This window comes from Nitrospirota bacterium (assembly GCA_016219645.1).
Classification (GTDB): domain Bacteria; phylum Nitrospirota; class Nitrospiria; order Nitrospirales; family Nitrospiraceae; genus Palsa-1315.
The window spans coordinates 222,633-248,802 of sequence record JACRLR010000018.1 but is presented as its reverse complement, the minus strand read 5'-3'; the positions used below and the strand labels follow the sequence as shown (position 1 = coordinate 248,802).

The window sequence follows — 26,170 nt, the reverse complement described above, 5'->3', positions numbered from 1 at the left end:
GAATTGAGGAAGGAAGGCAAGAAGGTAGGATTGGCGAAAATCGGTTCCCGATACCTTGTCAGGGTCATCATTTTCTCTTGTAGAGCGCATAGACATACGGCCTGGGGTCGCCAAACGGGTTGATGAATGTATAATCTTCATCCTTGATAAGATCGAATCCTTCTCCCAATCGTGTCGTCAATTCCTCAAGAGAGTAGCGATGCACATCCAGCCCGGCACACATCGGTGCTCCCGCGGTTGAAAATTCGGCCAACAGGGCAAACCCTCCCTTCCGTAGCAGGGACCGCAAATTCCTGAAATACCCCTCAATCTCGGCGTCATCAAGCAAGAAGTGCAGCACGGCACGATCAATCCATATATCGACTTGTGGAAGGCCCGCAGGAATCGGTTTGGACATATCATGGTGCAGCCAAGTCACTCTGTCCTGAATATTCCCGATTCTTTTCTCCAATTTCCTCAAGGCTTCATCGCTGACATCATTCACGATCACGCGCGCCCCTCGTGTCAGAAGCTCGTCAACGAGAACCGACGTCCCGGCACCGGGAAGAAATATCGTAGCAGTACGGCTCCCGGGGATAAGATCCAGGAACTTCAATGTCTGCGCCACATCGCGTTCGTACCAGCCGAGTTCCTGGTCTAATTTGGTCGAGAAGACTGCGTTCCAGTGTTGATTGGGCGTGGTCATATGTTCTCCGAAGATTGTTTGAAATCAACACAGAGTACGCGTCGCCTCTTCGCTCGCTGCGGCCTTGCTGGACGGCCTTTCTGAACAGCCCGCAGGCCATTCAGCTTCCGTCAGTGATCTCAGACGTGGTGTCGTTTCCGGTGTCGTCATCTCGTTTGTCAACACACTGTTAGTCAGGTTCTCGTCCTTGCTGACAAAAACGATGGCTGAAACCCAAAACTCTTTTGTCTTGTGCTGCTTAAGTCGATCACGAATGACCTCCGCCTCTCCGATGTAGGCACGAGCTGCATTAGTAAGAGGGTGATTGCCAATGAGGATATAGACGCCAGCTTTTTCGAGTTCTTCGCGAGCTAGAAGTTCGTCTAGTTCGGTGCGGGGCGCGGCGACGGCCTTGCCGGTCCAGTTAGATATTTCGGCAGTGCGGAGGCTCTTCGCATCTCCACGTGGGAGGAAAAGCTTGATAGTGGCTGATGTCATTGCGCGTACAGTCCAGGCCAATAAGCGTGCGGCGATCTACCTTGGATGCATAGCAAAGCAGCCTGAGCAATCTGTTGCGGGCAAGTCTACTGCAACCGCCTACGCTTATCCACTCACCTATAGGTCAGATACGTCCTCCGCAAGGGAGTAGCCAGGCCGCCCTTTACTGCGCGCGTCGAACGACCACAGCTTCATCGTGGGGGTTCCGCGAGCACGAAGGGCACCTGGCTATTCCCTCCTCTGCTTTGCGGGTCCCTCCCCGCATCCCACGCCGGTCCGAACCTCCCCGCATCGCGCAGGCCCTCCTCCCTTTCTCTGAACCCCTGAATTTTCCTCAACTCCCCTTCGCTTTCTCCTCTTCGAAACACCGGTACTCCGATTGCTCAAGCACTGGCCCGTCGGCAGACGGAATCAGCGGCCGGAGGGAGGTGATGCAGGGCCAAGGCCTAATGATTGTCCGCGCGTTTCACGTTTCACCTTTAACGTTTCACGAAAACAGGAGGTTTGCATCATGCAGGATCCATCATCGCCAGTTTCGGCAGGGAACATCTCCCCTGCCATTGTCGGGCCGAGTAAGGACACCAAAGAGGTCTATCTCGTAGGCGGGCTGGTTGTGGCCGTTGCCATCATTACCGGTAGTTTCTGGTACTACTCCGGGCAGGACCAGCCTTATGCTTCGAAGAACCAGTCTGAGCCCCTGACCAACGCGCAGGTCACGCAGGTGCTCAAGACCAGCACGATCCCTCCTGCCGAGGCAATTGCCCATAGCCAGACCGTTCCTGCCGTCAGGTCAAAGAGCGATAGTACCCATGCAGAGGGCCATGGTTCGCTTATGGACAATCTCTTTCCTTCTTTTGCCGACCCATCGACAACGGAACCCTCCCCGCTACCGACAGATTCTGCGTCCGGCAGCTAAAGCCTGACAATTCTGCCCCTGCTTGATGCGCTCTGCTTCAGGCAGGGGCCGCCGTATCGAGGCAACGTATCTTTATACGATGAAAGCTGTTGTCAGTTGTGATGAGAGAAGATGCCGCGGATGCGGAAGATCGCCGGCATGCGAGGGGGATAAACCTAATTCGAATACCTCCGACTAGTCCTCTTCGTGGGTTTCCACTTCCAGGGTGGCACTGGATTTGGTTCTGACCACAGGCCCCTGTGCTCGGCCCGGGCGAGTTCTTCGAGATCCCCAAGGCTAGGATCACTCGAGCCTGCTCTCTGCCACCAGGCCAGTCCCTCCTTCACCAGTTCACGCCCCACGTTCGGTCCGTTCGGAAGGAGAACTTCGGCCGACATCCGGCCCTGCTTGTCTCGCGTGAGCGCTCGAACCACCACGTCCCGGTTCCCGACGTAAGCAGCCGTCACATGCTTCGCCTGTTTACCATAGGGCTGCTTGAGGTCTGGACAATCGATATCTTTGAGGTAAATCATCTCACTTCTCCCATTGTGACGGATCGTGACACGATCACCCTCATGGACAGAGACGACTTTCGCGGCAAAGTCCGCCCAGGAGAGGGACGGACAGGCTGCCACCAAGATAAGCACGAGACCAGTTATGATGCGATGCTTCAGCATGATACGCATGCTAACGTCCCTGGCCTGTCCAGCCAACTATTTCTCGTTTTTTTGACAGCGAGACACTCCACGGAGATCAAGGAAGCTAACAGAATGTTGACAAACTACTTGAGCAGAACAGACACGCAAAGTCTGGATACTCGCAGACCCGTTCAGACGCCATCGCAAAGTCTAGGCAATAAGGTCAGGCTTGAGTTGAACCTTGCAACAATCGCACTGCAAAGCCGTAGGGGCGAATCGCACCTCTTCGATCAAAAACTGGCACAGCCGGTTTGCAATTTCATCCCGTACCAGCCGGAAGACCTCCCGCCGGCTGTCCAATGGGGCTTGGGCCGGGTCATCAAAAGACCAATGACGCAGATTGATCGCGCCGGGAAAGACCGGACAGGACTCTTTGGCTCGATCACACACCGTGATGACGTAGTCGAAGGGCTGACCGACAAATTCATCGAGATTCTTTGATCGATAGTGTCGAACATCTACGCCGGTTTCCTGCATAGACTCTATCGTCATAGGATTGAGGCCGGCCGGATGGGTCCCGGCACTTTCGGCCTCAAAGTGGTCACCCGCAATCAAACGGAGCAGGGCTTCTGCCATCTGGCTGCGCGCCGAGTTTCCCGTACAGAGAAACAGAATCCGCTGTTTCACGATTGGCTCATGTGCAACAACTTGTGGCGCAACAGGCCGCTTGGCTCGCGACTGGCTTTGACGCGCGAATGAAGCCACTCACGAATTTGCCATCGACAAGGGGGGCGACCGCCTCAATTTCAACGCCAGTCCCGTTGAAGAGATCCCGGGCATCTTGGGCCGTATAGACGCGCGTGGCTTCTATAGACAGTTGCTCGAAGCCAGCCTGGCTGAGTTTCCTCTTGTACTCTGTCTCCTCCAAGGCACCAGCGATGCACCCAGCCCATAATTCGATGCTCTGCCGAATGGCCTTCGGCATCTCACCTCGGATGACGATGTCTGACACAGCAAACCGCCCACCAGGTTTCAGCACCCGAAAGGCTTCAGCCAACGCCCGATCCTTATCCGGCGACAGATTGATGACACAGTTGGAGATGATCAGGTCAATCGAATTGTCCGGCAGGGGAATGTGTTCGATATCGCCCTTGAGAAACTCGACATTGGTGACACCGGCCTTGGCTTGGTTGGCTCTGGCCAGCTCCAACATTTCATCGGTCATGTCCAGCCCGTAGACCTTGCCGCTTGGCCCAACGCGCCTGGCCGACAGCAGCACATCGATTCCACCGCCAGACCCCAAATCCAAGACTGTCTCGCCCATCGCAATGTGTGCTAATGCGGTCGGATTGCCACAACCGAGCGATGCCCGAACTGCCTCTTCTGGCAGTACTGCCGTCTGGCCATCTCCATACAAATTGCCGGTAATAGGGTCGAGCTGCCCGTCCGTCAGAACAGAACCGGCTCCACAACAGGAACGCTGTTCCTTTTGCTGGGATTGTAACGCGGCTTTCCCATACCGAGCCTTGATCTCGTCTTTTAACCCCTGTTGATCAATCATAAGCCTCTCCCATCAATAAATGTTGATCAATTAGATCAAAAAATCAACAGCACCGACTTGCTGAGCCAGCTGACTTCGCGACCTGCTTCAAGGTATCGATCACCGCTTCAAGTTCCTCAATCGCAGTTGGATCGATCGAGTAGTACATCCAACGCCCCTCCCGGCGATCACGAATGAGCCCGGCGCCCTTGAGCACCTTGAGATGAAAGGACAGGCGAGACTGTGAGGCTTTCATGGCATCTGTCAGCTCACAGACGCATTGCTCCCCTTCGTTCAACCGTTCAAGCAAGACTAATCGCGTTTCGTCTGATAAGGCATGAAACAGTGAGACGGATTTTTTCAGCGGGACAGTGAACGCGACCATAGCTACATATATATCAACGAAACTTGATTAGTCAAGGCCCGCCACGACAAGGAGGTGTCCAACGAAACACTCACAGAACCTGTGACACCAGGTTCTGCTCGAGAGACGAGCATTGGCGAAGCGGCTAAAAAAAGATGCGGATCCGGATTGAATGGACAACTTGACGCGTTCGGCTATCCGTTAGCGTGGAGGGGGGTAACCCGCGGTGCTCTCAGCAGACCAGTCTCCCACCATCAATTCTTGCGCTCGCGTACGCACCCGTTCATCCGGGTCGTTCAAGGCCCGTATGAGGGGGGCATCCTCTTCCGCGAATCCCTGTTTGGCCCAGACATTCAGCTCTTTCAGTCGCTCCTGGGCTTTCACATCATCGGGTGGCATGGCCTTGTGATTCGACCCTGAGAATGGTTCCTTCGGAATACCCTTCGCTGTCGCAGCGGTCGTAGCGTTCCCAGCGACAGGGCTCGTCTGCAACCCGGCTGGCTCGCTTACCCCTATGGGCGAATTGTGATTCGGTCGATCGTCAGTAGCGCCTGAGCCACAGCCAAGGGCCCCTGCGAGAATGCTCACACCAAGCAGCAAGCCAGGAAGCCCTCGCCTCATTCCTAGCCATATAGCCTTCATCGGCATCCCATGGAGAATAGGCAGTACAGTACAGTTTCGGGAGGGAGCCCGACGCCGGCTCCATTCAAACGAAGCCGGCGTCGGTCTGATTGCATGAATATTCACAACCGCTCTATCGCGACAATGCGAACCTAGGGCGCCAATGGTACTCGTGCACCACCGGACCTCGCCTGCATGCCCGGAGCGAACAGATCGCCTGAGTTCGGAATGCAGAACCCTGACGCAGGCGCATAGCCCGAGGCACCGACCGCAGGAAGCGAGAAGGCGATGTCGGTCGCCTTACCATCGCGGTTCTGGTCACTGGCATAATGCCCATCGGTGACCTTCAACTCCGGATGGTCGAACGGCGCGATGTCGCACTGAACACGACGGTCCGTGAGCGATTTCATGAACCGCTCAAGCGCAGCCAGATCATCATTGGCCACAGTCAAACCCCGAGCAATACATTCGTCTCCAGGCGCAGTCCCTGCAGGGACCTCGCAATCGGCCAGGCCGAGAGCGACAATGGCACCGGTGGTGTTGGTGCTGCAGTCACTACCCAGTGCTGTCAAGGCCGTTTTGCCGTCTGGGCCAGAGCCAGAGTTGTCGCCGGTCGTACAGGTGCTTCCGGCTGGACGATCGGCGTAGCCGTTGGCGGCTGTGATATCACGCCGGTTCATACCACGGTTGTAGACTTTCAACTGCTGCCGCAGCGACGGATACCCCCCCCAGCTGAAGTAGGGCGGTGTGAGCGCAACGTTGCGTAGGATCGGGGCCTTGGACGAGCCGTCCACCTCGAGCTTGGCAAAGGTGCCCCCTCCACCTCCGACGACTCGGGCCGGTGCCGTTCCCGCCGTAATGGCCCGTTGAACTGGTGGGTCCAGGACGGCATTGGCCAGGCCGTCCAGATGGTTCCAGAGCTGTCCCCCGAACGATAGCGGGTTACCGTAGGGATCCGTCTTCCCGCTCATCTGATCGGTGAATGCAGGCCGGAGGCCGAGGCCCGCAAAGCCCTGATCCCGAAGGGCTCTGACGCCATTTCTGTCGGGGACTGGCAGGAAAATCGGAAATGTCTCCCCTGCCTGAAACGTGTTCTCGGCGAGCATGGGCGAAGGAAACCTTGCTACTCCACCTACTTGTCCACCCCCCACCGAGATGTGGCAGGTGAAACAGCCTCCCCCCTTCAATCCATCATTCCCTCTATTGCTGCCGTTGTTTGCCTTAGAAAAGATTGTGCATCCTCGCAGCAATAACTCTTCATCGCCGCTAAGGGGAGCCGGCAGATTGGTGGTGCAGCGTCCGTTGTTAGGGTTACCGAACGCAGGATTCATGACCAAGCGGCCATCCGCCTGGCGGGAGTCGAACTCGCTCTGGTCCGACACAAGGGTCGATTCGTAGAGCATGATGGAGAGGCCCCAGAACATGGAGAAGTTGATCTCCATCTGTGTGTACCCTTTCGGGTCATTCACCAGTTTCCCATTTTCGATCTTGTAGCGCCCCGGTGCAGCCCAATACTTGGGATCGAACGTCTTCCTGATCAATTCCGCATAGCGGTATTGCAGCTTGAGGCCCTTGCCAAGGGGGCTGACATAGGGGCCGAGCACGCTGTCGCTCTTGTCCACCTTCTGCTGGAACAGCGGGATGGTGAACAATAATTTCCGCCCGACATCGGGAAAGGACCGGCCACCGCAAGACATCTCCAGATCGCTCAGCGGCGGACCGACAGCCTGGGAGGCGAGACTGGCGTTCTCGACTTGTAGATAGCCGAGCTGCGGCTTGTTGGTCTGATCCAGGACGATCAGGCGCTTATTGTGATCGCCGTGTATGTCACGCATGCCGAAGACGCCCACGCCGTTGAAGAGGTTGTTGGCACGACCGTCCCAGAAGTTGCGGTGAAAAAACACTGCATTGACGGTGGTCGGCGTATTGCGTGGCTCCACTTGGCGTGCCGCATAGCGGCCCGCGTGGAAGATCTCGCCATCCAGCGTACATTTATCCGGCTGACCCAGGATTTTCACCCTCGAGAAGGTTCCGTCGAAGGCGCCCTGGGAGGAGATGCGGTCATTCGTAGTGGTTTTGATCGTCGAATTCCGGTCTGTCTCGTCCTTGAGCTGATGCAGGGGAAAATCCCCCGGCTTCAATGTATAGTTCGGACCGGCCGGCGAACCGGACGGCATCATACCCCGAGCAACATCGAGAGTATCCGACCGCTCTGAGCCGAAGGTCGTATCTCCATTCACTCCCACGGTGATGTCGTTGAAACCCGGGTTGATCTGATTTTTGAGCCTCGTGTCGGCTCCGGCGTGGAAGTGGCAGCTGGCGCAGGCATTCCCGTCGCTGCCGGCTTGCTGATCCCAGAACAGCGCCTTCCCCAGCACGCGGCCCCACTTCTGGCCATCCTGCTTGAGAATCCCGGCCTGCTCGAGCGTCAGCTGGGTTCCCGCATCAAGTACATACGGAGTCGGTGGATTGAGTACTGCACGCGCAAGTGGCGCCTGCATGAGCAAGAACAATGCAACTCCGGCTGCGGCCCAGAGCATACCGGATCTGCTTCGAATCGGACTTCCTACAACTTGCATGGCAACACCTCCTTACAGATCATGGCAACACCTCATCGTTATCAACAGGGATACCGCTTGTGGGGGACGTTGTGATACTTTCGAGGGGACATGACAATACCCCGAAAGGGTCACTGATACCCCCCCCCAAAAGGGTTACATACGGGCACGGTACATTCTGTCCCTGGGGTCCGCTAAGTACATGATCCAGGCTGAGGCGCAGAGTGAAAAATGGGATTGATTGGAATCTGCAATTAAATATTGTCTAGTACTCGTACGCACTTACTTATAATAGCCCTGTATAGGATGAGAGCGTTGTGATTCCGTGTAGCGGCCATTCGTTTGAAGCTCTTAGAAAAGCGGGTTCGCGTTAAGTCTGGTCCCGCCCCGTCCGACCAGGTTGCCCAATTCCTTTCTCCTCTCCCGCAGCTCTATGCGTAGGGTCACGTCGCCGCTGATCCTGAGCTATAAGAGCCAGCTCTATACCATTGGGGTCACACCAGCCACGAGTAATCGTGAGCTTGCGACTTTTTCGAGAGCGCTTTATCCGGGTCGTCGAGAGTGGGGATGCTGTACCGATAACCAGGTCTGCCGTGTCTCGATGGAGCGGGAGAACAACACTCGGGATCGCCGGCTGACCACGGCAGACGAACAGCGGCCTCTCACTGCTGCGGCTCCTTGGCGGTGGAAAGTCCGCGGGAAGGGCTGGATGCGTTGGAGGCAGGACGGTCGGTTAGCACAAGCGCAGGTTCGAGCTTGCGAGGCTTCTATCAGCCACTGAAAATGGAGCCGGCGATCCGGATTGAACGGACGACCTGCGGTTTACGAATGTGAACAAGACGATTTTAAAAAGACTCGGTGTTTCAAATGGTTTCCCCGTTTTTTATTTGTATACCAAGACTTAGGAGTGTTCTAGCGACTCTACTGACTTCAATGGTTCTCATCTATTTAGATAACTTTTAGCACGAATTTAGCACAGCAAAGGGGAGTTTCCAGAAAGCCACCTAAGCACCGATTCGTTCTCTGGATTCCCTGGATGACAACAAGCAAAGGCGTTGAAACTTGCTCCTGCGACCCAAGTGGTGTAGCCTGAGTTTCAGGTTACAAAGACCGAGAGCGGAAAGGTGTTGAGCGTGACGCGAGTCCGTATACTTGCCATATTCTGGTTGACCACGTGGATGCTCGTGGTCCCGTTCTTTCATATCCATCCCGAAGCCGATCATCTTCACGGGGATGCGAGTCATGTTCATGGTGGCACGATCCATACTGTTTTCTCCCCAGACCTCGAGTGCGAGTTCACGGAAACTGTCCACGATTCGACCTGTCCTGAATCCGCGCATCAGCATCTTCAAACTATTGGGCATTTCGGTCATGCGCTCAATCACGCTGAACTCGATTTTTCACTGCTGACCGTTCCGATCGATCGTCCACAGCCAAAGCCAGGAATTATAATTGCTGAATTGCCATCCGACGGCAGTTCAACGACCAATCAAGCCATTGTCGTGGCTGCATTGCAGCCCGACACCCCACCCAACATTCTGTTTCTCTCCACTGCCATCCCACTGCGTGCCCCTCCCTTTCAATCCCTCTGATCCATTTTTTCGTTTCTTGACAATCAAGTAACGCAACATATCGGCGTCAGATGTCGGTGAGGGGCGATGCCCTTCCCATCTTCTGACCTCCGGGGATCGCGATGCCGTCCACTTTGAGCCCTCCGGCTTATCATGGATGGTCCGAGCGTATCGCCTGCGAAGAGATTCAGATAGGAGCCTGATCTATGAGAACCAGAGGGATTACTTGGAGCGGCTCATGCTTGCTCGCGCTGTTCCTGTCTTTCACGGCGTGCGGAGATCGCAGTAGCGAACCTGCATCATCGGTGGCGAAATCGCCACAATCAGGCGCTCCTCGCATCAGCATCATTCAAGCTCCGGCGGCCGTGCGGGATCGAGTACGGATCGACACGGTCGCCGTGCACGTCGTTCCAGAGGTGGTAACGGCCCCGGGCGAAGTCGCCCTCGACTTGAAGCAGGTTGCCCAGATTACGTCCCGGATTGAAGGACAAGTCGAGAAGATCCACGTGCAGCTCGGTGATCGGGTTAAGCCCGGTCAGCCGCTCGCGGCCATCGGCAGTTTGCAGTTCGATCAGCTAGTTGAAGAGTACCTCGTGAGCAAGGCGCAGGTCGATGTGGCCGAGAACACCTTCCGGCGAACAGAAAAACTTCGGGCCGAGGACATTGTGTCCGAACGAAAGCTCATTGAAGACAAGGGCCGATATCTGGAGACGAAGGCGAGATTCCAGCACGTGCGCGAGAAACTGCTGAACATGGGCCTGACGGCAGATGAATTACATCAACTGGAGCATGGCAGTCATATGGAGGGGCATCGCTATACGCTCACCTCGCCGATCGCCGGAACCGTCGTGGCGCAACATATTGTGCGGGGGCAGGGAGTCGCTCCTGGAAAGGAGCTGTTCGAGATCGTCGACACGAGCCGGGTCTGGGTCTTCGCGAACCTGTCGATTGAACAGGCCAGAAAGTTCAAAGAGGGCGATGTGGGGACGATCCTGCCGAAGGGCGGTGAGCCGGTCACGGCTCCGCTCACGTATCTTGCGCCGGTCGCGGATGCTTCCACCCGGACGATTCGAGTTCGGTTCGAGGTCGCGAACCAGCAGCAGCGCCTGAAGCCACGAGAGTATGTGGATGTTCAGTTGGCCATCGCAAGTGCACCGACCTTGGCGATTCCCGTCTCAGCGGTGACGACGGCGGACAACGTGCGTGGCGTGTTCGTGCAGCGAGAGACTGGGTATGCCTTTGTCCCGATTGACGTCGGTCGCGAAGGTGGGGGGTGGGTTGAAGTGCGCAAAGGACTGACAGCGGGCGAGCAGGTGGTGGTCGACGGGGTCTTTGACCTGAAGAACGTCCTCCTGAAAGAACACATCGAGTCCGGAGAGGGAGGGTAAAGATGGAACGGCTGTTCACCCTCTCGTTGCGCTACCGCTTCTTCACGCTGGTGGCAACAAGTTTCGTGATCGTCATCGGCCTGTGGTCCTTCTTCCACCTCACCATTGACGCCATGCCGGATCTGACCCCGGTTCAGGTCCAGATCCTAACCCGCTCCCCCGCGCTCGGCCCGGTTGAAGTGGAACAGTTCATCACGTTTCCGATTGAAACGTCGCTAAATGGATTGCCCGCCCTACGCGAACTCCGCTCTGTGTCGCGCTATGGGCTCTCGGCGGTCACCGCAATTTTCGACGATCGGACGGACATCTACCGCGCGAGACAGTTGGTGGCCGAACGGCTGGCCCGTGCGATGGAACGTATCCCAGTCGAGTATGGCCGTCCGATTATGGGACCGCTGACAACCGGATTGGGCGAAGTCTATCAATTCACCGTAAAAGGAAACGGCTACAGTGCCATGGAACTCCGAACGCTGCTCGAATGGGAGATCGGGATGCGCCTGCGGGCGGTGCCGGGCGTGGTCGAAGTCAACATATGGGGGGGAGAACCTCAACAGTTCCAAGTGGTGGTCGATCCCGCGAAGCTCCTGTCCTACAAACTGTCGCTTCGGCAAGTGTTTGAGGCGCTCGAACGGAACAATGCCATCGCCGGCGGTGGCTACATTGAGCGTCAACGCGAGCAATTGCTCATTCGTGGTGAGGCCTTGGCGACCCAGGTGGCCGACCTCGCGAGGATTGTGGTGGCGCGCGGCTCCGGGGGCGTACCGATATTCATTTCAGACCTCGCGGAGGTGAAGGAGGCGTCGGCACTCCGCATCGGCGCGGCGACCGCGATGGGAGAGGGCGAAACCGTCATCGGAATGGTCCAGATGTTGGCGGGCGAGAATGCGCAGCAACTTGTTGAACGTGTCAAAATCCGCGTGAGTGAGATTGAAGCGATTCTCCCTCCTGGTGTGACAATTGAACCCTACTACGACCGAACCATCTTCGTCTCGAAGGTGATACACACCGTGCGCAACAATCTGCTTGAGGGCGGACTCCTCGTCGTCGCAGTGCTGTTCCTCTTCCTCGGCGATCTTCGCGCAGGCATGATCGTGGCGTCCGCCATTCCGCTGTCGATGTTGATCGCGTTCAGCGGGATGATGCAGGCGGGGCTCTCCGGCAATCTCATGAGTCTCGGCGCCATCGATTTTGGATTGCTCGTGGATGGTTCGGTCGTAATGGTCGACAACATCCTCCGTCGATTGGCAAAGAAGGGGGTCATGAGCCAGGACGCACGGCTGAGTGAGATCCAGGCGGCCGGCCGCGAGGTACTTCGCCCCATGACCCTGGCCGTCAGTATCATCATTCTCGTATACGTGCCGATCCTGGCGCTAACCGGGATCGAGGGAAAGATGTTCCGTCCTATGGCACTGACCGTCATCCTGGCTCTGGCTGGATCACTTCTCCTCGCAGTGACGGTTACCCCCCTGCTTGCCTTGTGGTTTGTGCGGGCTAAATCTGGACATGAGCACACGCCGGTGATCGGCATGCTGCGCCGTGCCTATGAGCCCTGTCTCAGATGGGCAATCGCGCGCCCGGCCTGGGTGGTGACGCCAGCCATTGGGCTGTTCGTGGTGAGTCTTGGAATCACCGGGTGGCTCGGCATCGAGTTTGTGCCTCGACTCGACGAGGGGGACATGGCGATTCAAGTATGGCGATTACCCAGCGTGTCCCTGAGCGAGTCGGTCCGAACTGCCTTGGACGTCGAACGGGTATTTCGCCAATTTCCGGAAGTCGTGCAGGTGGTGACCAGAACCGGGAGTCCCGAGGTGGCGACCGATGTGATGGGAGTGGAGCTGTCCGATGTGTTCGTCATCCTCAAGCCGCAGCACGAATGGACGACGGCCGGCACGCGCGAAGACTTGATCGCCAAGATGAAGCCCGCCATTCTTGAAGCAGTTCCGGGCGTGAGCCTCGGATTTACGCAACCGATTGAGATGCGCTTCAACGAGTTGATCGCAGGAACGCGCTCCGATCTCGCGGTCAAGATCTTCGGGCCTGATCTGGAGGTGCTCAAAAAGCAGGCCGAGGCTGTGGCGCGTCAGTTAGAAACCGTGCGTGGCGCAGCCGACGTCAAAGTTGAACAGGTCGCGGGCCTTCCACTGCTGCGAGTGATTGTGGATCGGGAACAGATCGCCCGGTATGGACTCACGGCAGACGATGTGCTGACCCTTGTTCAAGCCACACGTGTGGGACGTGTCGTCGGCACTGTGGTGCAAGGCCCACGACGCTTTGACCTCGTCGTCCGCTTAGCCGACAGCGCATTAGCTGATCCTCTCGCACTGGGCAGTCTGCTCATCCCCACCGGTCAAGGTGAACTCGTTCCTCTTTCCCGCGTGGCGGCCATCCGGGTGGACACGGGACCGGCGCAGATCAGCCGGGAGCACGTGCAGCGACGTATCGTGGTGGAAACTAACATTCGCGGAAGGGATCTTGGCAGCTTTGTAGCAGAGGCTCAACGTAGAGTGGCACGCGAGGTATCACTTCCGACAGGGTACGAATTGAAATGGGGCGGACAGTTTCAGCATCTCCAAGAAGCCACCAGTCGCTTGGCTGTGGTCGTGCCCATCACCCTCCTCCTGATTCTGGGTGTCCTGTCGGTCATCTTCGGGGCCATGCGTCCCGCACTGCTGATTTTTCTCAATGTCCCCTTGGCCCTATCTGGTGGCATTCTGGCCCTCTGGCTACGCGGTTTGCCGCTCAGTATTTCGGCAGTCATTGGATTCATTGCCCTGTTTGGCATTGCGGTGCTCAATGGTGTGGTGCTGGTCAGCCACATCCGGCTACTCGAGTCCGAAGGGCTCCCTACTGAGCAGGCCATCACGCAGGGGGCCATGGACCGACTCAGGCCCGTGCTGATGACGGCACTCGTCGCCAGCCTCGGATTTCTTCCCATGGCACTGGCCACGAGCATGGGAGCTGAGGTCCAGCGGCCCCTCGCCACGGTAGTCATCGGCGGGCTGCTCACTTCGACCGTGTTAACACTGCTGGTCATTCCTGCTGTGTATGCCCGTATGTGTCGCAGGATGAGTAATGGAGTGTCCCGAGTGCCGTGATAGCTTGGGCCGAATCCATTAATTCAAAGAATTCCAGGAAGTCCCACTCCGACACATGACGTTGAGCCCAGTGTTGGAATGCCGCCTCAAGGGGGAACCCTAAGATTTCGCGTGCTGGCTGAGGTAGCGGATTATGGTCTCACGTTCCGGTTGTGTCAGTGGTGGAAGTCCTTTTTCGCGGATCAGACGGTCCATTTTGGGCAGGACTTCCTGCCATTCCGCTATCGTCCGGAACCGCGGATCCGGCACCCCATGACCTCCTATATAGGACACGCCGTGGCAGCCTCCACAACGTTGCGCGTACACCCGTCCATCTGGAGTGTCGAGATCTGGGATTCCGCTTAACATCGCGCACCCTGCCGCACACATCAGCGCTAACAGTCCCGTCACAGATCTCCGTATGTGTTGGGCACTCCGCATTCCTTTCCCGAAGGCTGTAACTACCTTGATCATCGCACGCGCTCTCAGGGCAGAATATGAAGCCGCAGGTCGTCGAAATATGTCACCGCGTCAGATTTGGTCCAGAGCCCAACCTGGCCCGGTGTGAAGATCTGATCGCACGAATCAAAACCAACTTTGCATCAAAGAAGACTTGTAGCTGGCATCCCCTCGTCATGACGCGGAGTTTACGCCACTTTGAACGTCAATGATCCGGTCGAAAGTCTTGAGCGTCTGCTGCACGTCAGATGAGGCCACCACCCATGTCCGCTTTGCCCTCCTCCGGCAGCAGTGATACTTCCAGATCCAGATCCAACGACGTGGTTCCGCTGAGCAGGACCACCGTCTACGCATGTTCCGCCCCTTTCCCCATGAGTTGCCCGATCACGTGAGGTGGGCTTGGCGCATGACTGGACTGAACAACTTTCTAGTCTCCAGCGGTACGCCCGTCAAACAACGTCCCGACCGCAAAAGCGTCAGGCAGCGTACCGGGCGGGAGCGATAAATGTTCTCGTTGTCGTTGATCACGATGCAATGGCCCCGATTCGCTCTTCTTGCAGAGCCAGTTTCAGCACACTCCCGTGACTGCAATAGCGGCTTTCTGCCTTGCTAGATGTCCTCCACGAAAGCCCGGACAAAATCGTTTGCGGGAAGAGCGCGTAGCTGACACAGCTCACCTACTTGAACAATCTGCCCTTTCTCCATGATCGCGATACGATCGCCGAGGCTGGCTGCTTCCCGTGGGTCATGCGTCACGTATAGCGCCGTCCCCTCCCGCTCCTTGAGGATTTGTCGGAACATCCTGAGGAGGTCACGCTTGAGAACCACGTCAAGATTGGATGCGGGCTCGTCAAGGAGAATCGCGTCCGGATCCAGGACCAGGGCTCGCGCGATCGCGACACGCTGCCGCTCGCCGCCCGAAAGCGCCGTTGGGTACCGGTGTTCCATACCACCGAGACTTACGCGCCGGAGTGCATTTGTGATCCGCAGATCTTTCTCTTCACTCGGGAGCTTTTTCGAGCCGAGCACGAAGTTGAGATTACCGCCCACCGTGAGATGAGGCCAGAGAGCCAGGTCTTGAAACACCACAGCGAGACCGCGTTCCTCCGGCAGACGCATGATGCGTCCGTTTTCACTCACGGTCTCTCCCCGGAGACGGACCACACCGCGATCCGGCGCTGTCAAACCGAGGATCAGCCTCAGCACGCTGGATTTCCCGCACCCGGAGGGGCCCAGCAGGGCCAGTATGTCCCTTTCAGGGACAGAGAGGCTCAGGCCGGAAAGCACCGAGTGGCCTCCGTAGCACAACCAAATGTCTTCAAGCTCAATCAGTGCGCTCACCGCGGTCTTCCTCGGAGAAGGAGGGCGGCCCCTGCGCCGAGCACGCCCGCTGTGAGGAGAATGTGGAGCACGGCGAGTGCGGCGACCACAGCCTCCGGGCCATTCGCCTCCAGCGTAAAGATACGGATCGTCAGGGTTTCCATTCCGGGTGGATAGAACAGGATGACCGTGTCAAGATCGCGCAAGCAGAACACCAGGGCAAGCAACCATGCCGCGACGACGCCTCGCCAATGCATCGGCAGCAAGATCCGGGTCAGCCGTCGAAAGAAGTGTGCACCGAAGGCGGCCGCCGACTCTTCTAAATGAGGCGAACTCTGGGCAATCGTCGCAGCGAGGGTGCGGATGCCGATGACTCCATACCGGGCGATAAGACCAAGGCATACGATGACTATACTTCCATATACGAACTGGGTCGCTGGACGACTCCACACAGCGATGAGGCCCACACCGAGTACGGACGCGGGTGCGACGAACGCCAGGACGGCAACGGCATCGTAATAGCGGGAGCCAGGTGTCTTCCGTGCGACCGCGCGACCTGCCACGAGTCCGATCATCACAATCACCGTCGCGGAGATGCTCCCGAATAGTACGCTGTACCCTGGGCTAGACCCGATCCACTGGGAGACCGCAGGAAAGCCACCGTCGCTCGCACGAATCGCTAGGGCCACAAGGGGCGTGATGCTGAAGAGTACGAGTAACCAGCAGACGAGGCTCATGACGGGCCGCCAGGATCTGAGCGGCCTCGTCCATGCTTCTGTGGAACGGAGGCCAAACACTTCAAACGACCGCTCGCCCAGGAACCGGCGCTCGATGAATAAGAGAATCAGCGAAAGCCCCAGCAGAGGCAACACGAGCGCAAACGCTTCGCCGGGATCATATTGCATGCCACCGAGGCGCGCCAAAATTGCCGCCGGATAATTCGGTACGCGCAAAAACATGGGTACCGCCAATTCGCTGAAGGCGAGCGCAAACACGACGAGGGTTGCGGTCGCCACGGTCGGCCAGGTGAGTGGCAGCAGGATACGGGTCAGCACCCGCCACGGCGGAGCGACCAGACGGGCCGCTTCTTCCAAGGTCTGATCAATGCCTTGTAGGCCAATCACGACAAACAGGGTGACAATGGGGGCAAAATTCAGAGAAAGCACGGCCACGACTCCGAGCGGGCTAAACAGGGCAGCTCCGGTCCTTTCGTTTCCGAGGAACCCGTGGTGACCAAACACGTAGAACCAGCCAAGGGCAAGCAGAAACGGGGGGACGAAGATGGGGAAGGCATGGAGGAGCAGAGCCAATGATCGGCCGGCAACATCCGTCTTACTGAGAAGCACTCCCATGGGCACGCCGACCAGGAGGGAAAGGACGGTCACCGCAAGGGCGAGACCGAAAGAGTCCAGAAAGAGTTTCTGAAGGCGAAACGAGGTGACTATCGCAAGGCTCTGGGACATTACCTTCGGGCCGCCGACCACCAGTTCGCCGGCAAGGAAGAGGAATGGCACCAGCGCCACGAGGCAAAGCACAACACCCACACTGTAAAGTGCAAGAGGTTCCTCGAGTCGCTTGAGAGGAGTTCTCACAGGCCGACCCAATTCCGGAGCCATGGCTGGATGCGCTCGATCTCCGAGGTCACCCGGGAGTAGTCCGCAGGCATCATGCGCAGAGCACTCACTGGGCGAACGTGCACCGGGGTCGGCACAGCGCTGCGCAAAGGCATGTGGCCGGCGGTCCCTGCCATGCGCGCTTCGATATCAGGACTGAGCAGGTAATCGATCAGTTTCCGTCCGTTTTGCGGGTGCGGTCCTCCACGGATCAGCACGACGGCGGTCGGCATGACGAGGGTGCCGAGCGTGTCTTGGTCGGGGTAGACCACCTCCACAGCCGCTCCTGCGTTCAGCGCATCTGTTGCATCATCGCTATCAACAAGCCCGAAGGCCGCTTCGCCGGCAATGACGAGCCTTTTGACCTCTCCATTCGAGCTGGCAATCCGTACCTTGTTCGCCTTCACCTGCTCCAAAAATCTTTCTGTCCGCGCTTGTCCCCAGGTAGCGAAGAGTGCAGCGACATGCATGGTTGTGGTGCCAAAGAGCGGATTGGCCATGGCGGCTTGCCCTTTCCACCGAGGATTCGCGAGGTCCTCGATGGACCGGGGGGTGTCCTGCGAAGGGGCCCGATGTTTATTCACGAGTAGCACCCGCGCTCGGGCAGCGAAACCGGTCCATGTGCCATCGGCGGCCTTAAAGGAAGGTGGGATCGCGGTGGCGCTTGGAGAAATATACGCCTCGACGAGGCCATGGTTGATGAGGACAAATGGGCGAACTGGATCCCCGGACCAGAAGACATCTGTGCGGGGACTCCGCGCTTCCGCGATGAGGCGGTTGAGGACTCCGGTGCTTTTCGTCTCCTCGGTATCGAATACCGCGCGGACGGCAATTCCGGTCTCACGCTCGAACGCGCGGAAGATCGGTTCGGAAAACACCTGGTCCACGGACGTGTAGACGACAACTTCTTGGGCTCCTCCTCGGCTGCAGCTGAGAAGGCCTGATGCCAGTAATCCCAAGAGGACCCCGACGAGAATCCGTTGCATTGGCTTTCCTCTAACGATTGACGATGATTGCCTGGGTGGCAGGTTAGGGGCCTGTACAGAGCCCATCTGACCGGTCTGAGCAAGTTTGCTGTGAGGAAAGCGAACCTGCTGGTTGCGATCCTAAAGTGCCACGATTCCCATTGAGGGCCTTAGTCCTCCCAACGTGCTCTCTTTACTGTAAAGGTCTCACCCGGAGATCATCGAAATACGACACCGAGTCGGCCTTGGTCCACAGTCCCACCTTGCCTGCTTCTTCGAAGGTCCGGTCATCGGCCTTCAACAGGAGCGTGCCGTCGAAACGCACTTCCATGTGCCTACCCTTGATCGCGAGCGTGAGGCTGTGCCATTCGCCATGCGGCACGTTTACATTGGCCCCCGCGAGTTGCTTACGACTGCCACCTACGACCTTGTAGAGCCTGACGTTGTCCTCAAGGGCATTCGCACGGACCACATAGTAGTTGTCTTTGTCCTTGAACCGCGCCACGAGACCGGCTGCTTGGTCCACCGTCCCTGAGACGGCCTTAAACTTCACGGAGACCTCGACATCCTTGGCCGTGAACTTGTCGTAGACGCAGACGGGAAAGCGGTAGTCGGTCTGGTCGGCGCTTGTTTGGGCAAGCACGTTGCCTCCACTGGGTGCCGTGGGGTCTTCCTGGATCACCCAGGAGACCGGGCCACCACCAGTCAGGGCAGTCGAAAAGCCGGGAGGGACCCTCCCTGTCTCGAAGCTGTCGAATGTGAGAGTGATCTCATGGGAAGACATCGATCCCTCTGTCGTGGACGGGGTGCCGCTCCTTGGTTGGGCCGTGGTGACATTGGGAGCGCTGCAGGATATCAGCAGCATCACGAGTCCCATGATGAGGAAACGCCACCAGTCACTGCGCATCTGATTCTCCTTCTTCTAATGCCAGGTCGGTTAGCTGTCAGCTGGCCTCGGCTTGCGTGAAAGCGCCGCATACATCGCTTGAAAGAGGGTTACGCCATGTGACTCCAGTTCGTGATCCGAAAGCTTCTCAAGGAGCCATCCCTTGAGAATGACATCAAGGCCTGCAACCTCTGGTCGTGCGTAACGGCCATCTCGCAGGTCAATTTCATGGACTATCTCAGCGATCGCTTGTAGCGCTGGGTCGGATAGGCCGAACCGAAGCAGCATTGTCTCAAAGGTACAACGATTCCCTTCATGGCCGAATTCAGCTCCCCGCATATCAAACCTCACTTCATCGGGATCAGGCTGGGTGGCATAGCGGATGACAGCAGTCGGATTGATGAATCGCCGGATCAACCACACACAGGCCAGGCGATCAATATGCGGGCGGGGCCTGGTGACCCATCGCCGATCTCGATACGCTGCGAGTGCAGCGACGGGCACCGTTTTGATGGCGGGGCTCTCCTGGGATAAGCTTTGCTTCAGATGACGCAGCCGCGAGGCCACGTGGACCCCATAGGGGGAGTCGAAAAAGTCCAGCCGGGTCACGTCCTCATACCCTTGCTCAAGTTTCATGAGCTTCTTGCTGATCAGAGGGAGGTTCTTCCGTTGTGATCGTGGGTGAAGGCTTTTCTCCAGAACGGCGATCTGCTGATCAAGCTGTTCATACTTCTCCTTGCACGCTTTGTGAAACAGCGTAATCAGCTCCGACTCGGACATGCTTTCAAACCGGTCGACGTTCATCACGATGGCGTCCCCCTTCGCCTCTTGAACCTCCTGGGCAAGCCATTGAAAGGCCTCCCTGCAGTCCTCGCGATCGGGCAGAACATAGAGGCCATTTTTCAAAACAACGGCTCCCAGCCGCTGGAGTCGGCGCCATAGCCCAACCCGAGTGCTAGACCCCAACTGGGACAACAGGGAATACGAGAGGACAAGCCAAGTCATCATGGGCACTGTAACAGATGTTGCTTATAATTAAAACACACGTTACAGTACATGCATTCGGGGTGTCGAGGGAGTCCGATGAGCCGAGCCTCTCCCAGCGCCTGGGGGATAAGCTAATGACCTGGATAACAACTGGGCGGCGCCGGGCACTTAGTAATATTCTGAGTTTGATAGCGTCCCTAGCGGTGACCGTCTGGGCAACCCCGTCCGAGGCCGTCCGTCCCTTTGTCACCGATGATGCCCGCATCGTTGACAAAGGGCAACTCGAGACGGAGTCGTTTGCCGGCCTAGAGCTCATCAGGGGACAAAAGGCTGCGCTTACCTTAGCGACATTGGAAGCCGTGTCTGTGACAGATTGGTTGCAAATCACTGCCGGCGGTATCGGCCTAGAGTATCAGGACAAACGCTTCACCGTCTTGGAGAATTTGGTCTTCCAGCCTAAGATCCTGCTGCACCGGTCATTCGGACTTATTCCTTCCGTAACCATCGCCCCGAGCCTCCTGATCCCTACAAGTGGGAACCGGCAGCTGTGGAATTCGTTCATTATGGCACATATCAGCTGGTTCCTGTTCACGCCCGAGGGCAGCCCAGACCCCTACGATAACGGGCTGGCCATTCATGTGAACATTGGCACCAAGTCGCAGTACAACGCGGGGCTCGGGGGCCAGTACACCAGCAAGCTTTACTGGGCAGCGGGTTTTGAAGTGATCACCTTTTCCCGCGAGCTTCGCTTTATCGCGGAAGCCTTCAACGGTGATCCATTCAGTTTCGAAGATGAGTTTCCAGCGGTTCAGACGGGTTTCCGTTGGTATAAAACACCGGATGTGCAGTGGGACGTTGTATGGAGAGGATCTCGCGTCGGAATCGGAGATGGCCAAGAGGCATGGGAGAACAGTGTACAAATTGGGCTCCGAGTTCTCTTCGACATATTTAAGTGACGGGCCCAATGTGCTCGATTGCCAGTACCGACTTCATGAGCCCAGATCTCGCAGGTTATGTTTTTGGCGGCTTGCTTCGGGACTGGAGAGGCCATGTTCACCTCGTCGGCTGCGGCGTTGGTCGCTGATTTCTGCAAAGAAGCCCACCTGGGATCCGCGATGGGCGCCTTCGGCACCCTCTTCGATGTGGGCCATGCTGCAGGACCGATTTTGGCAGGGCTGCTGATTGGGTTGTGGGGTGGCCAGAACTTTCGGGCTTCTTTTGGATTGATCGCGACCCTCTTGCTCATAACGGCTCTGGCATTCCAGCTTGGTGTCAAAAGCCAGGCGCCACCAGTGACCGCACACCAATTGTAAAGGAGAGCTCAAAATGAACCATATCACCCAAAAAGACTCAACCTGTGTAGGACTTCATAAGATCGCCGGGTGGCTAAAGCACCTATGTTCTCTTTCCTTCAAGAACGCAACCGTGCTTTTCGTCTTCTTGCTACTCAGTGATGCGTCTGCCGCCAGTCTGGCACAGGACGCCAGAACCCAGAACAAATCCCCGAAGGCGGTTCGAGCCTTCATTACGAACTTCGATGGGGATGGTGTTTCGGTGGTAGACCCTGAACACGGGCGTTTGATGGCCCATATCAAAACAGGTGCCAAACCGCACGGAGTGGTCATCGCGCCTGACGGCACGGCTGTTTTTGTTTCAAATGAAGGCGATGGTACGGTGTCATTCATCGATCCCACAAAGAACGAAGTGGTAGCGAACATTGAGGTGGGCCGAGGCCCTCATCAAATTGCCGTATCGGCCGACGGCCGCTACCTTTTCGTGGCGCTCAACCAAGCCGACGCTATAGCCGTCGTCGAGGTGGCTAAAAGAGAGGTGATCAAGGTGGTAGCGATCGGGCGCAAACCCCACATTGCCCTCCGCAGTCCTGACGGGAAGACGATCTATGTTACGAGCGAAGGCGACATGAAGCTCGTGGCACTCGACCCGGTAGTGTGGCAGGTCACCAGCGAGACTTCCCTCCTAGCGTTTCCTCGCGTGGTGGTCGTTGCCCCAAACGGGAAGAAGGTTTACCAGACTATCCGGTGGCTGAACGGGGCATTGATTATCGATCCTGCCAAGAATCAGGTGATAGACCGTATTGCCCTATGTGAGCCCAAGTTTGCGGTGGAAGGCAAAGATGCACATGGACTGGCCCTTACTCCAGATGGGACACAACTCTGGCTGTCTACCCAGACGACCAATGACGTGACCATCATGGATACGAACGACCACAAGATTCTTGGCCGTGTCTTGGTTGGTCGTGACCCCAACTGGATCGGGTTCACACCGAATGGGGATCTGGCAGTGGTGAGCAATTCGGGCTCGAATGACGTGACGGTCATAGATGTGGTGCAGCAGAAGGTGGTCGCGACAGTCAAAGTTGGCCCCTCTCCTAAGAGGCTTGCCGTGGGAGCCATATTCACAGGTGAAGGTCAGGAGTGACCGGAAGGAGGAATCCGTATGAAACCGGTCGGAAGTGAGAAGAAAAAGCATTTCAGCCTCAAAGAAGCAAAGGAGTTTCGAAAACGAACCTTTGTACGAAAACGCCTTTTCGAGACCTCCAACATACACTTCAACATGTACTGCATTGCGCCGAGCCAGCAGAATCCGCTACATCGGCACCCCATCTCGGACGAGATCCTTTATTTTGTGGAAGGCAGCGGTGAGTGCGTAGTTGGGGCGGATCGATATCCCGTAAATGCAGGGGACTTGGTCCTGGTCTCGAAAGACGTGCCTCACTCGATTCGCAATACTCACGCCTCCGAGAACATGGTGTGTATCCTGGTCCAATCTCCGCTGCCGTGCGACCATGTGCCAGTGGAGGATCACGGAGAGGGTTGAGTGGTGTGTCCGATGGTCCCATGCGCGAGCAAAAGGTTTCTTCAATGGGTCTCGGAAAACACGGGAATTGATCGCGAGGATTGAGGACCTGTCCCGTCTACTGGGGGCAGTAGTTAACGAAGAGCTTTGTTACCGCCAGGTGACTTCTTCCCAGCACAGATGAACAAAGGTCTCAAAGGGAGGAAAATTATTCGCGTTTTGTTCTTTCGACCGGACCCAGAGATCGATTTCCATTCCGGCTGGATCGGTTTCTCCCCCAGGTAGCGTTCGCTTCACGTGATAGTGAATCTCATGGGTTTTTGGATCACGGGATCGTTCCATGACCATGAAATGGGCATCGTAGTCCTTGTAGAGCACCTGATCGTTCTTGTGCATCGTGGCGGTGCCCCAGCCAGCAAGATAGAGCCACGTTTTTGGATACAAGGAATCGCCGTTTCCGGAGTCACCATGTTCATAAATCCTCGTAGCAACGCCTCCGTCCTGGAACGGAGCTTTCGCGGCAAACCGGTCAAAGACGATCCGATACCGGTCGGCGCCCTCAACAAACTCAGCAACCACCTGGCCACTGTTCGTGGGTTCGTTCACATCAATCTCGATGGTCCCTTGCACTGGATTCAGGTGTTTGCCGGCGTAATCGAGGTGGTCCCAGGGAGCCCGGTCCTGCATACTCCCTACGAGGGTCGTCCCGGCACCCTTGAGGTGGAACGTACCACTATAAAATGGATGTTCAGCCGCTTTGAAGATGCGAGTGCCTTCGGCTCCTTTGGGCGTTCCAAATAAAGCTTCCTCCCCATAAACGGAGGCTGTTAGAACACTTGAACTTGCCACCAACAGAATGGATCCAAGAAGGCGTACTAGACGTGTCATCGTCCACCTCTTTCTCAGCGTAAAGGCCAATCGTCCAATCATTCATTCCCGCATTATTCAAAAATTGCTTCACTCAAGTCATAGGCTCGAGTGTCCCAAACAGGCGACATGGGGGGATGCCGTAATATGACGGTTAGTCATCTGGCGTTGCCCCGTTTGCACATGGTTAGTGTGAATGGGTCGGCAGTTCGTCATGTTCATGATTCCCAATCCGATGATGCTGTTCGCCTGACGCTGTGGCAGGATCGACATGAATCGTGGCATTGCCAAGGTACGGCAAATGATGCAAGAGCTGATGCCGCACTTCATGGGCAATCTCATGGCCTTGTTCGACCGAGAGATCAGATTTCACGGCGATATTGACATCGGCCAGCAGTCGATGCCCCACCCATCGGACTCTCACTTCCGCGACTTCTAGGACATCAGGCACGTGTTGCGCTGAATGCGTCACCTCATCGATGACCTCGGGATCGACCCCATCGAGCAGGCGCGAAAACAGAGATTTTCCTGACTCCCACACGATCTTGAAAATCACGAGTGTAATGACAAGCCCGACGAATGGATCAGCCTGAGGATATCCCAGCCATACACCAACCGCACCAAGCAGCACTCCTAGACTTGTCAATGCGTCCGTGCGAGCGTGAAAACCATCGGCGACGAGTGCCGCACTGCTAATCTCTTTCCCAACACGAATCCGCAACCTCGCGACGAGTTCATTGCCGGTAAAGCCCATCAGAGATGCCATGACTACCGCGCTCAGGTGGTGGATCTCCTGAGGCTGGAACAGTCGGCTTATGGATTCGTAGGCGGCCATCAGTCCGCTGGCGAACATGATGAACACAATCACGATTCCAGCGAGATCTTCAATACGTCCATAACCATAACTAAATTTCTTGTTCGGCTTCCTTTGGGCCATCAAGAATGCAATCCACAGGGGGACCGCCGTCGCCGCGTCGCCAAAGTTATGGATCGTATCGGCGAGGAGAGCTACGCTGGAGGTGAACACGACAACCGCCGCTTGCAGGAGGGCAGTCAGGAGTAATCCGACCATCGACCATTTAACCGCCCAAATCCCTTTCTCTGTCGTCAGTAGGATTGGATCGAGGGTGCCATGGGTATGATCGTGGTTGTAGGTGTCGGTATCGTTCTGGGGGTGGTGGTCATGCCCAAGGATTTGAAATCGCATAGGTAATGTTCTCATGGACCATTGCGCGGAAGAATACCCCTTTCCCTCTGAGAAAGCACGCCAACTTGGGAGGGAGTGGCTCTGGAAATCAACCAGTCATCCCCGTCACCTACGTTCAATCCTGTCGGGATTGACACGTAGAGCACGCTTGTTTCACGCAATTTATCCATTTTGCATGCTCGTTAGCTAGCCAGATCCCTGCTCGCCCTTCTTACATAACAGTAATAATTTCTATCTGTGTACCCCCGAAGTTACATTCCATTCGGCTTGCTTCTGACTATCGTCCCTAACTGTCCCAAGCAGGCCCAAGCAGGGTACTTCCCTACACTCACTCACACCGGTATGGTCAGCGCCGTGCTGAGCTGCACCGGAAGAAAGGACTGGGCAAGAAGCAGGAGTTGCTCACGGTGAAGGAATTGGCGGCGGAACTTCGTATGGGCGTGAAGTCGATTCAACGGGGCTACCGCAAGGAGGAGATCCCCGTTCAATGGATGTGTCGCATGGCGCGGTTCGATCTCGCGAAAGTCCGATGGGCGATGGAACGCAACGGACGAAGCCGCGTGCTGCGTCTCAATGGCAAAAGCGAGAGTGCAGGGCGCGATCGCCGGCCAAGGCCGGCGGCGCGCCCCGCAAAAAGCCCCCGGCTGGTAAAACGGGGGTGCTATTTCTAGGGACGGATGATGCCTCTTTCCAACAACTTACGGGTCGCCCCTGTTATCAAGCGAGTACTCGTACAAGGACGTGGGGAACAGGCGGTCCTGCATCAGCACACCTGTCTCCGGTGTGGGAACACCTGGTGGCCTCGTCGTCCGTCGAAGCCCTTGCGCTGCCCCAAATGCAAGACCCCCTATTGGGATCGTCCTCGCCGAGTCAAAGAGTCGAGGCCTGTCGACAGGACTCCCCTGAAGCGAGAGGACCTGAAAGACTCCTTGCGGGCGGAACTGGGAAAAGCCTTAGGCCTCGGGACCCGGGAGCCCGATGCCCATGAGGATCGCTCCTTGGCAAAGGCATTGGCGGTCCTGAGAGCGATGAAAGCCGCGGGGCGAACGTGGCAAGAGATGGCCGAACGGGTAGAACGGGAATTCGGGAGTAAATTGGACAAAGATCAACTGAAGGCGTTGGTTCGATAACGAGACACGTTTCCTGCCCCCCGCAAGAGTCCGGGGCAGGGACGATTCCGAGTCGCGGGGCGTGGCGCGTTGACCGCGTCCGTCGTGATCGTGGGCCTCCGGCTCATG

Annotated in this window: 26 protein-coding genes; 10 read left to right on the top strand and 16 right to left on the bottom strand. The window is 56.9% G+C overall.

All coding sequences use genetic code 11. The features are described 5' to 3' along the window. Positions 1-67: 67 nt before the first annotated feature. Complete coding sequence (locus HZB34_07960) at positions 68-685, bottom strand: class I SAM-dependent methyltransferase (protein MBI5315890.1); 618 nt, start codon at positions 683-685, stop codon at positions 68-70. Between the two features lie 24 nt (positions 686-709). After that, on the bottom strand, positions 710-1,162 hold the full coding sequence (locus HZB34_07955; protein MBI5315889.1) for a GIY-YIG nuclease family protein: 453 nt from the start codon (positions 1,160-1,162) through the stop codon (positions 710-712). Positions 1,163-1,673: 511 nt separating this feature from the next. Here HZB34_07955 and HZB34_07950 point away from each other — a divergent pair. Next, entirely contained in the window at positions 1,674-2,078 is a 405-nt protein-coding gene (locus HZB34_07950; protein MBI5315888.1) for a hypothetical protein, read from the top strand. 155 nt (positions 2,079-2,233) lie between these two features. Here the strand turns inward: HZB34_07950 and HZB34_07945 are convergent, their stop codons facing one another. The 6 genes from HZB34_07945 to HZB34_07920 form a co-directional block, all read right to left on the bottom strand. After that, positions 2,234-2,743, bottom strand: a complete 510-nt coding sequence (locus HZB34_07945; GenBank protein ID MBI5315887.1) for a thermonuclease family protein — start codon at positions 2,741-2,743, stop codon at positions 2,234-2,236. Between the two features lie 162 nt (positions 2,744-2,905). Next, positions 2,906-3,382, bottom strand: a complete 477-nt coding sequence (locus tag HZB34_07940; protein MBI5315886.1) for an arsenate reductase ArsC — start codon at positions 3,380-3,382, stop codon at positions 2,906-2,908. Positions 3,383-3,389: 7 nt separating this feature from the next. Then, on the bottom strand, positions 3,390-4,256 hold the full coding sequence (locus tag HZB34_07935; protein MBI5315885.1) for an arsenite methyltransferase: 867 nt from the start codon (positions 4,254-4,256) through the stop codon (positions 3,390-3,392). Positions 4,257-4,299: 43 nt separating this feature from the next. Further along, positions 4,300-4,620, bottom strand: coding sequence for a winged helix-turn-helix transcriptional regulator (locus HZB34_07930; protein MBI5315884.1), 321 nt, complete (start codon positions 4,618-4,620; stop codon positions 4,300-4,302). 180 nt (positions 4,621-4,800) lie between these two features. Beyond that, on the bottom strand, positions 4,801-5,346 hold the full coding sequence (locus HZB34_07925; GenBank protein ID MBI5315883.1) for a hypothetical protein: 546 nt from the start codon (positions 5,344-5,346) through the stop codon (positions 4,801-4,803). A 26-nt stretch (positions 5,347-5,372) separates the two neighbouring features. Beyond that, entirely contained in the window at positions 5,373-7,799 is a 2,427-nt protein-coding gene (locus HZB34_07920) for a hypothetical protein (protein MBI5315882.1), read from the bottom strand. A 1,112-nt stretch (positions 7,800-8,911) separates the two neighbouring features. Here HZB34_07920 and HZB34_07915 point away from each other — a divergent pair. From HZB34_07915 to HZB34_07905, 3 genes are all read left to right on the top strand, one after another. Continuing rightward, on the top strand, positions 8,912-9,370 hold the full coding sequence (locus HZB34_07915; protein MBI5315881.1) for a hypothetical protein: 459 nt from the start codon (positions 8,912-8,914) through the stop codon (positions 9,368-9,370). Between the two features lie 185 nt (positions 9,371-9,555). After that, on the top strand, positions 9,556-10,737 hold the full coding sequence (locus tag HZB34_07910) for an efflux RND transporter periplasmic adaptor subunit (protein MBI5315880.1): 1,182 nt from the start codon (positions 9,556-9,558) through the stop codon (positions 10,735-10,737). Positions 10,738-10,739: 2 nt separating this feature from the next. Then, positions 10,740-13,832, top strand: coding sequence for an efflux RND transporter permease subunit (locus HZB34_07905; GenBank protein MBI5315879.1), 3,093 nt, complete (start codon positions 10,740-10,742; stop codon positions 13,830-13,832). A gap of 99 nt (positions 13,833-13,931) precedes the next feature. Here HZB34_07905 and HZB34_07900 read toward each other — a convergent pair whose 3' ends face one another. From HZB34_07900 to HZB34_07875, 6 genes are all read right to left on the bottom strand, one after another. Beyond that, on the bottom strand, positions 13,932-14,222 hold the full coding sequence (locus HZB34_07900; protein MBI5315878.1) for a hypothetical protein: 291 nt from the start codon (positions 14,220-14,222) through the stop codon (positions 13,932-13,934). 657 nt (positions 14,223-14,879) lie between these two features. Beyond that, the gene (locus HZB34_07895) at positions 14,880-15,611 is read right to left on the bottom strand and encodes an ABC transporter ATP-binding protein (protein MBI5315877.1); all 732 of its coding nucleotides are present in this window, start codon (positions 15,609-15,611) and stop codon (positions 14,880-14,882) included. Then, positions 15,608-17,134, bottom strand: coding sequence for an iron ABC transporter permease (locus HZB34_07890; GenBank protein MBI5315876.1), 1,527 nt, complete (start codon positions 17,132-17,134; stop codon positions 15,608-15,610). The genes HZB34_07895 and HZB34_07890 overlap by 4 nt, the downstream gene beginning before the upstream one ends. Positions 17,135-17,178: 44 nt before the next feature. After that, entirely contained in the window at positions 17,179-18,189 is a 1,011-nt protein-coding gene (locus tag HZB34_07885) for an extracellular solute-binding protein (GenBank protein ID MBI5315875.1), read from the bottom strand. Between the two features lie 172 nt (positions 18,190-18,361). After that, complete coding sequence (locus tag HZB34_07880; protein MBI5315874.1) at positions 18,362-19,075, bottom strand: DUF1080 domain-containing protein; 714 nt, start codon at positions 19,073-19,075, stop codon at positions 18,362-18,364. A gap of 30 nt (positions 19,076-19,105) precedes the next feature. Continuing rightward, entirely contained in the window at positions 19,106-20,059 is a 954-nt protein-coding gene (locus tag HZB34_07875) for a chromate resistance protein (GenBank protein MBI5315873.1), read from the bottom strand. Positions 20,060-20,175: 116 nt separating this feature from the next. Here HZB34_07875 and HZB34_07870 point away from each other — a divergent pair, with 116 nt between their 5' ends. The 4 genes from HZB34_07870 to HZB34_07855 are packed head-to-tail and all read left to right on the top strand — an operon-like array spanning position 20,176 to position 22,879. Then, complete coding sequence (locus HZB34_07870) at positions 20,176-20,997, top strand: hypothetical protein (GenBank protein MBI5315872.1); 822 nt, start codon at positions 20,176-20,178, stop codon at positions 20,995-20,997. Between the two features lie 57 nt (positions 20,998-21,054). Then, complete coding sequence (locus HZB34_07865; GenBank protein ID MBI5315871.1) at positions 21,055-21,354, top strand: MFS transporter; 300 nt, start codon at positions 21,055-21,057, stop codon at positions 21,352-21,354. Positions 21,355-21,367: 13 nt separating this feature from the next. Next, the gene (locus HZB34_07860; GenBank protein MBI5315870.1) at positions 21,368-22,480 is read left to right on the top strand and encodes a beta-propeller fold lactonase family protein; all 1,113 of its coding nucleotides are present in this window, start codon (positions 21,368-21,370) and stop codon (positions 22,478-22,480) included. Between the two features lie 18 nt (positions 22,481-22,498). Further along, entirely contained in the window at positions 22,499-22,879 is a 381-nt protein-coding gene (locus HZB34_07855; protein ID MBI5315869.1) for a cupin domain-containing protein, read from the top strand. Between the two features lie 129 nt (positions 22,880-23,008). On the opposite strand, the gene HZB34_07850 is transcribed toward HZB34_07855, so the two are convergent. Further along, entirely contained in the window at positions 23,009-23,746 is a 738-nt protein-coding gene (locus tag HZB34_07850) for a hypothetical protein (protein MBI5315868.1), read from the bottom strand. A 166-nt stretch (positions 23,747-23,912) separates the two neighbouring features. Beyond that, positions 23,913-24,932, bottom strand: a complete 1,020-nt coding sequence (locus HZB34_07845) for a cation transporter (GenBank protein MBI5315867.1) — start codon at positions 24,930-24,932, stop codon at positions 23,913-23,915. Between the two features lie 398 nt (positions 24,933-25,330). Between HZB34_07845 and HZB34_07840 the strand changes: the two genes are divergently transcribed. Both HZB34_07840 and HZB34_07835 read left to right on the top strand, forming a co-directional pair. Then, the gene (locus tag HZB34_07840) at positions 25,331-25,603 is read left to right on the top strand and encodes a hypothetical protein (protein MBI5315866.1); all 273 of its coding nucleotides are present in this window, start codon (positions 25,331-25,333) and stop codon (positions 25,601-25,603) included. 6 nt (positions 25,604-25,609) lie between these two features. Continuing rightward, positions 25,610-26,062 carry a hypothetical protein gene (locus tag HZB34_07835; GenBank protein MBI5315865.1) on the top strand — a complete coding sequence of 151 codons (453 nt, stop codon included), beginning with the start codon at positions 25,610-25,612 and terminating at the stop codon, positions 26,060-26,062. Positions 26,063-26,170 lie beyond the last annotated feature (108 nt).

Coding starts and splice junctions, on each gene's coding strand:
- HZB34_07875 (MBI5315873.1), bottom strand. CDS start 20,059: ATGACTTGGCTTGTCCTCTCGTATTCCCTGTTGTCCCAGTTGGGGTCT.
- HZB34_07950 (MBI5315888.1), top strand. CDS start 1,674: ATGCAGGATCCATCATCGCCAGTTTCGGCAGGGAACATCTCCCCTGCC.
- HZB34_07905 (MBI5315879.1), top strand. CDS start 10,740: ATGGAACGGCTGTTCACCCTCTCGTTGCGCTACCGCTTCTTCACGCTG.
- HZB34_07960 (MBI5315890.1), bottom strand. CDS start 685: ATGACCACGCCCAATCAACACTGGAACGCAGTCTTCTCGACCAAATTA.
- HZB34_07920 (MBI5315882.1), bottom strand. CDS start 7,799: ATGCAAGTTGTAGGAAGTCCGATTCGAAGCAGATCCGGTATGCTCTGG.
- HZB34_07910 (MBI5315880.1), top strand. CDS start 9,556: ATGAGAACCAGAGGGATTACTTGGAGCGGCTCATGCTTGCTCGCGCTG.
- HZB34_07880 (MBI5315874.1), bottom strand. CDS start 19,075: ATGCGCAGTGACTGGTGGCGTTTCCTCATCATGGGACTCGTGATGCTG.
- HZB34_07955 (MBI5315889.1), bottom strand. CDS start 1,162: ATGACATCAGCCACTATCAAGCTTTTCCTCCCACGTGGAGATGCGAAG.
- HZB34_07930 (MBI5315884.1), bottom strand. CDS start 4,620: ATGGTCGCGTTCACTGTCCCGCTGAAAAAATCCGTCTCACTGTTTCAT.
- HZB34_07860 (MBI5315870.1), top strand. CDS start 21,368: ATGAACCATATCACCCAAAAAGACTCAACCTGTGTAGGACTTCATAAG.
- HZB34_07935 (MBI5315885.1), bottom strand. CDS start 4,256: ATGATTGATCAACAGGGGTTAAAAGACGAGATCAAGGCTCGGTATGGG.
- HZB34_07855 (MBI5315869.1), top strand. CDS start 22,499: ATGAAACCGGTCGGAAGTGAGAAGAAAAAGCATTTCAGCCTCAAAGAA.
- HZB34_07850 (MBI5315868.1), bottom strand. CDS start 23,746: ATGACACGTCTAGTACGCCTTCTTGGATCCATTCTGTTGGTGGCAAGT.
- HZB34_07835 (MBI5315865.1), top strand. CDS start 25,610: ATGATGCCTCTTTCCAACAACTTACGGGTCGCCCCTGTTATCAAGCGA.
- HZB34_07870 (MBI5315872.1), top strand. CDS start 20,176: ATGACCTGGATAACAACTGGGCGGCGCCGGGCACTTAGTAATATTCTG.
- HZB34_07945 (MBI5315887.1), bottom strand. CDS start 2,743: ATGCGTATCATGCTGAAGCATCGCATCATAACTGGTCTCGTGCTTATC.
- HZB34_07845 (MBI5315867.1), bottom strand. CDS start 24,932: ATGCGATTTCAAATCCTTGGGCATGACCACCACCCCCAGAACGATACC.
- HZB34_07865 (MBI5315871.1), top strand. CDS start 21,055: ATGTTTTTGGCGGCTTGCTTCGGGACTGGAGAGGCCATGTTCACCTCG.
- HZB34_07885 (MBI5315875.1), bottom strand. CDS start 18,189: ATGCAACGGATTCTCGTCGGGGTCCTCTTGGGATTACTGGCATCAGGC.